General features: G+C 63.1%; 6 protein-coding genes and 1 pseudogene. 1 reads left to right on the top strand and 6 read right to left on the bottom strand.

All coding sequences use genetic code 11. The annotated features are described in order from the left end of the window. The 4 genes from H8B02_RS44875 to H8B02_RS44860 form a co-directional block, all read right to left on the bottom strand. Positions 1 to 236, bottom strand: a 236-nt coding sequence (locus H8B02_RS44875) for an SDR family NAD(P)-dependent oxidoreductase (protein ID WP_229172156.1), incomplete at its 3' end; no start/stop codon positions are given. Further along, positions 229 to 591: a carboxymuconolactone decarboxylase family protein gene (locus tag H8B02_RS44870; RefSeq protein WP_229172155.1), complete on the bottom strand. Its 363-nt coding sequence runs from the start codon at positions 589 to 591 to the stop codon at positions 229 to 231. The genes H8B02_RS44870 and H8B02_RS44875, both read right to left, overlap by 8 nt. Before the next feature lie 37 nt (positions 592 to 628). Then, a complete protein-coding gene (locus H8B02_RS44865) occupies positions 629 to 1105 on the bottom strand; it encodes a DUF6130 family protein (protein WP_229172154.1) in 477 nt (158 codons plus the stop codon). A 64-nt stretch (positions 1106 to 1169) separates the two neighbouring features. Continuing rightward, entirely contained in the window at positions 1170 to 1853 is a 684-nt protein-coding gene (locus H8B02_RS44860) for a DUF6875 domain-containing protein (RefSeq protein ID WP_229172153.1), read from the bottom strand. Positions 1854 to 1924: 71 nt separating this feature from the next. Here H8B02_RS44860 and H8B02_RS44855 point away from each other — a divergent pair, with 71 nt between their 5' ends. Then, complete coding sequence (locus tag H8B02_RS44855; RefSeq protein ID WP_229172152.1) at positions 1925 to 3601, top strand: winged helix-turn-helix domain-containing tetratricopeptide repeat protein; 1677 nt, start codon at positions 1925 to 1927, stop codon at positions 3599 to 3601. Positions 3602 to 3634: 33 nt separating this feature from the next. Here the strand turns inward: H8B02_RS44855 and H8B02_RS44850 are convergent, their stop codons facing one another. Together H8B02_RS44850 and H8B02_RS44845 are read right to left on the bottom strand one after the other, a co-directional pair. Beyond that, a complete protein-coding gene (locus H8B02_RS44850) occupies positions 3635 to 4861 on the bottom strand; it encodes a GGDEF domain-containing protein (RefSeq protein ID WP_229172151.1) in 1227 nt (408 codons plus the stop codon). A gap of 106 nt (positions 4862 to 4967) precedes the next feature. Then, a pseudogene (locus H8B02_RS44845) lies at positions 4968 to 5410 on the bottom strand (long-chain fatty acid--CoA ligase); the annotation flags it as partial.

Here is a 5410-nt window from a genome sequence, read left to right as displayed (position 1 = left end):
AGCGCACCGAAGGCCTGCCGTATGTCCTGGGCCATCTTGCGGAGGGCGTCACGGGAAAGCACGTCGGTCTGCAATGCCAGGACGTCGCCTCCGATGATCTGGCGCGCGCGCTCCAGGGCGTCCGGCTCACGGCCCGTCACGGCAACCCGTGCACCATTGGTGCGCAAGAGCTTCGCGGTGGCAAGGCCAATGCCCGATGTGCCACCAGTGACGAGTGCAGTCTTTCCGTTAAGCATGGAGTTCTCCTTCTCGGGTTTGCTTGAGACGATCCACCGCGTCGAGCACATGGCTGCTGTAGACCAGGGCCGCGCCGGCATTGAGATTGATGGCGACGCCGAGCGCCTCGGCGATTTCCTCGTCGCCGATACCGAGCTTCACGGCCTGGGCGGCATGAGCGGCGATGCAGCCGTCACAGCGCGTCGTCACGGCCACCGCCAGCGCGATCAGTTCGCGCGTTCTGGCGTCAAGGTGATTGGTCCTCGCGCCGGCGCCGCTGAGCAGCAGCGCTCCCTTCAACGTGTCGGGAGTACGCGATGCGAGCTCCTTGAGGCGCGCGTTGACATCGCTAGTCTCCTGCTTCCAGTCGATCATGTCGTCATGTCTCCGATTTATCGCGAACGATCCGCATCTAGCGTCCGTGGCTGTGACTCATCTTGTCGTGACTGGGGATGGTGAACGTCAGGGTCACCTCCTGTCCGGGGAAGACGTTGTGGTCCGTATCGACCAGCGAGATCTTCACTTTGTGCTGACCGGCGGGTAGCCCGGCTATGTCGACGGTGTTGTTGTCGCTCGCATCCGCCCACCACCAGGGCAGGTCGTCGACGTTGATGTGCAGATGCCCGACACGTGGGGATACCTGGCGGGCGCCGGCCCCGAACACTTGCGCAATGCGCAGGTTCTCCACCCGGTACTGCGCCCAGAAGACTCCTTGGGCTAGCCCATCGGGAAGTGGAGGATCGACAATCAACTTGGGCGCGGGCTCGTTTTCGACCGCGACGTAAGGTGAAGCGCCGCGGATTTCCCTCGCGCTCTGGGCGAAGGCGCCAGTGGCGAGCACGGTGCTGGCCGCAACTGCAGCCGCGACAAGCGTCTTGATACAAGTCATGGCATTGTCCTCCTTTGACGAGTGCAGGAACGTGGTCTCCAAATCGATTTGCGAAGCGGCCGAACTAGTCGCGCCCCGCGCGCCACGGCAAGCGGCGCAATTCCTCAGCAAGAGCGTGGAACGCAGGCTCGCCGTGGCGACGTGCCCAGGGGGTGAGCCAGTCTTCGTTGTTCAGGAAGAACTTCCAGTCGCTGATGACCGCGGGTCTGATCAACAGAAACGGTACGGGTGATATGAACGGTCGAAAGTGCGGGTTGTAGATCGCGGTATCCTGGTTGCCCTCATAGAAGGGTCCCATTGCCAGCCCATCGTCCTCATAAGACGGAATGCCGATCTGGTTCAGGACACCGGCCCAGAAATCCTTGGCCTGGCCCGCTGTCAAATCAGTGAAAACAACAACGATCGATCGGACATTCGCGTCGTCGCCATCGACGGGCTGAGCAGCGAGGAGCAGGCGCTTGTAGTCCTCCACGAGACGGACGACATCCGCTGCGCTCCGGCCGGCGCTGCGCTCGGCAGCGAGCCAAAGCGTCTTGTGCTTCAAGGCCGCTGGCACAAAGGGACAGACGGGCCCGGCGCGGCCGAGATCCTTGTGAGGACTCGCCATGAAGGTCTTGATCCAGTCTCCGACCGCGCGAAGCGCATTGCGATCGATTTCCGCAAGATTCTTCGTCCTGTCGGCGTCGATGTCCTCTAGGAGGAAGAGATTCGTGGTCGTTGTTGCGACTGGCGTCTTGATCGGGAGCACAGCGTTGTCTCCTGTGGCGAGGGGCGCTCGGACCAGACGCCGCAGCGATTGTGTCCGAAAGCTCGCGGAAGGTGCGACAACTCGGCGTCGAAGTCTTTGACGAGACCTTGCTTTTTGCCCGGGATGGGCCTGATTATTCGCTCACGAACGCAAAAGGGTTGCGTTCGGAGGCCAATATGACGTTTCGCTTTGGCGATCACGTGCTTGATGCAGCGCGGCGCGAACTCCGCCGCGGTTCGCAGCACATTGCAGTAGAGCCGCAGGTGTTCGACCTGCTGGTTCACCTGCTGCAGAATCATCACCGCGTCGTGAGCAAGGAAGAACTGATCGACTCAGTCTGGGCGGGTCGCAGCATTTCGGATTCGACTTTCACGAGCCAGATCAACGCTGCACGAAGGGCGATCGGCGACAGCGGTGCGAACCAAACCCTGATACGGACCCTGCCGCGTAAGGGCATCCGGTTTGTTGGCAGCGTGGATGTGCTCTCCGACGGAGCGGGTCTGGACGAGAGCGGCGCATCTCGGGTGTCTACCGGCCGGCGAACTTACCCGGCACTTCCGGATAAGCCATCGATCGTCGTTCTGCCATTCGAAAACCTGTCGGCTGAGAAGGGAACTGATTACCTCGCCGATGGGATCGTGGAAGCCATTACGTCTGCGCTTTCGCGTGTTCGCTCATTCTTCGTGATCGCACGCATGTCCGCCTACACTTACAGGGGACGCAGCGTAAACGTACGCGATATCGGCAAGGAGCTTGGCGTAGCCTACGTGCTCGAGGGCAGCGTGCAGAAGGCGCGGGCGCAGCTGCGAATTACCGTTCAGCTGATAGAGACCGAGAAAGGAACCCATGTCTGGAGCTCTCGCTACGACGGAGCCATCGGCGACCTGTTCGACCTTCAGGATCGAATCTCGGCGCAAGTGATGGGTGCGTTGGGGCCATCACTTCGTACTGCCGAGATAGAGCGTTCTCGACGAAAGCGTCCGCAGGATCTCGGCAGCTACGATTACACAATGCGGGCGATGCCCCACGTCTGGGCGCGTGAAAAGGACGAAAACTCCAAAGCCCTTGGGTTGCTCGAAACAGCAATTTCCGCTGATCCAGACTATGCCCTGGCGCTATCTCTTGCCGGGTGGTGTCATGCGCAGTGCCTAGTCTACAATTGGGTTGAGAACATCGTCGAGAGCCGGGACAAGGCGCTATCCTTTGCGGAGCGCGCAGCAGAATTAAGCGGGGACGATCCCATGGTTCTGGCAATCTTGGGGGCCATACATTCTCTTGTACAAAACCATGGAACCGCTCGGGTGTTGCTTGAGCGGGCGTTAGCAATCGATCCGAATGATGCATGGGCGTGGGGCCGCCTCGGTTGGCTAGAAAACTATGTCGGTCAGCCACAGAATGCGATCACCAATTTCGAGCGTGCACTGCGCCTCAGTCCGCTCGATCCGACCAACTTCAACAATTACGTCGGTATGGGTTCGGCAAACGAGATCATGCAGAACTACGACCAGGCCGCAGCATTGTTCCAACGCGCCTTGGAGGAACGACCGAATGCCACGTGGATATATCGGCATCTTGCATCGTCTCTGTATGGCGCAGGGAGGTTCGAAGAAGCGCGTCGCGCCTTTGCGCAGTTGACCGAGATATTCCCCGACTTAACGATCACAAAGTTCAAGCAAGCCATGCGCTTCCAGCAGGCGGCCATCGATCGCATGGCAGAGAACCTTCAGCGGCTGGGCCTTCGCGACTAGCCACCGCCCCAGGTCCGCCGCTTGGTCCGGTAGTCATGACGCCGCGCGCGCCGGCGTCCCGAACAGGCGCCCGAGCAACGAGAGGGCGGAATCGCCCGGCAGCAGCGTTGCGATGCTGACGGCGGGCTCGGCCCTGGTGTCGCGGCGGCCGTTCTGGGTGTGGCGCATCACGCTTGCCAATCGCCGCGTGATCGCCTGCGCTGTGCGCAGGTCGGTGCCGGCGAACGCCACCACGAGCGAGCGCTCGTCGTGCACGGCGCCGAAATCGGCCTGGCGCATCAGCCGGCTGATGATCCGCGCGCCGTCGAATTGCGCACGCGGCTGCGTGTTGTCGAAGGTGAACCGCGCCACCGAGAGCGCGCCGCCGCGCTCGGCGGTCTGGTAGACGGCGGTCGCGAAGTCGCGCTCGAACGCGGCCTTGGTGAGCAGACCGGTACGGGGATCGATCAGGCCCTTGGCATCGATCGCCTTGAGCATGCGGCCGAGCCGCGCCTCGAAGGCATGCTGCCGGATCATCGGCAGCACCATGTCGCCGACGCGCGTCGGCCCGGCCGTGACGATCTCGAGATTGGGCAGCTCGTAACGCGGCGTCAGCTCACCGGAGGCGACGATCACGGGCAACGGACGGAACCGAACATCCTCGGTCAGCACCGTCAGGAACGCATCCATCACGCGCGGGGTGAAGCCTTCGGCCAGCACGATGCCGTCGATGTCACGGTTGGAGAGATGCTTTGCGGCCGCCTCGATGCTCAGCGCGCCGACCACGCCGGCGCGCTCGCCGAGCGCCACCGACAGGGCCGGGTAGGCGCCGCCGCGACCGATCAGGAGCGCGGTCGCCTCTCCGACCGGATCGATATCGGATAATGCGATCGGTGTGGGCGGCACCAGGCGGCGCATCACGGTCGCATGCAAGGCGCGAACGCGTAAGGACGCGTTGAGCCGGGCGGCCAGGCGATCCGGCATGCCTTTGTGCTGGAAGAACGCGATGACGGTGTCGGGCAGGGTGGTCGCGGGATCGACCGCGATCAGCGGCAGATAGGGCGCGCGGGCGGCGGCGCGTTTGGCCAGGCCCGACAGGGTGACGAAGTCGACGCCCTCGGCGGCCGCGATGATCGCGGCCGGCTTGACCTGCTCGATGGCGCGTCCGACCTCGCTCCAGTCGGAGACCACGACCGGAAACAGCTTTGTCTCATCGAGGACCGCGGCAAACGGCGGCTTTGCCGACGCCGATACGATGAGGACCGGACCTTGTTGAGACATTCGAACGCTCGAAACCAATGCACAGATCAGCAAACGGTCACGATGCTAGTTGGCATGGCTTAATGCGGCGTCAACACAATGCTAAGACTAACGCAATGATAAGATTTTAAGGCATTCCGGTGCCGCTGCGGTCGCGAAATGCTTCGACCATCAACGGGTTAAGCCCAAGTTCTGTCAGGGCGTCGCGGGCTCGCGCATTGTCCTGAGCCCGTCCGGCCAGCCGGTGGCCACTCAGGCGGTCGGGCAGTGCCGTCAACAACGCGCCCTGGCCGAGCCGGCGCGACCACTCCAGCAGTTCCTGGGCAAGGAAGCGGTAGCCGCCCACCGTCATGACCCCTGACGGCGGGGCGGTGATGTTGACGGCGCCGGTCGCGCGGTCGACCCGCGCGGCATATTCGGTGTCGACGTAATCACGCGGCGGCGGCGCAATCAGACTGTCGCCCGGGGGCGGCGGCGGCGCATAGGCGGCGACTGGCACCATGGGGCCGCGCAAGCCGAGCGTGCCCTTCGGGGTCAGCAGGATCTCGCCGGCGATCGATGCGCCGGGAG

This window comes from Bradyrhizobium altum (assembly GCF_020889705.1).
GTDB lineage: Bacteria > Pseudomonadota > Alphaproteobacteria > Rhizobiales > Xanthobacteraceae > Bradyrhizobium > Bradyrhizobium altum.
The sequence above is the reverse complement of the archived record's forward strand: the minus strand, read 5'-3'. Positions and strand labels throughout refer to the sequence as shown.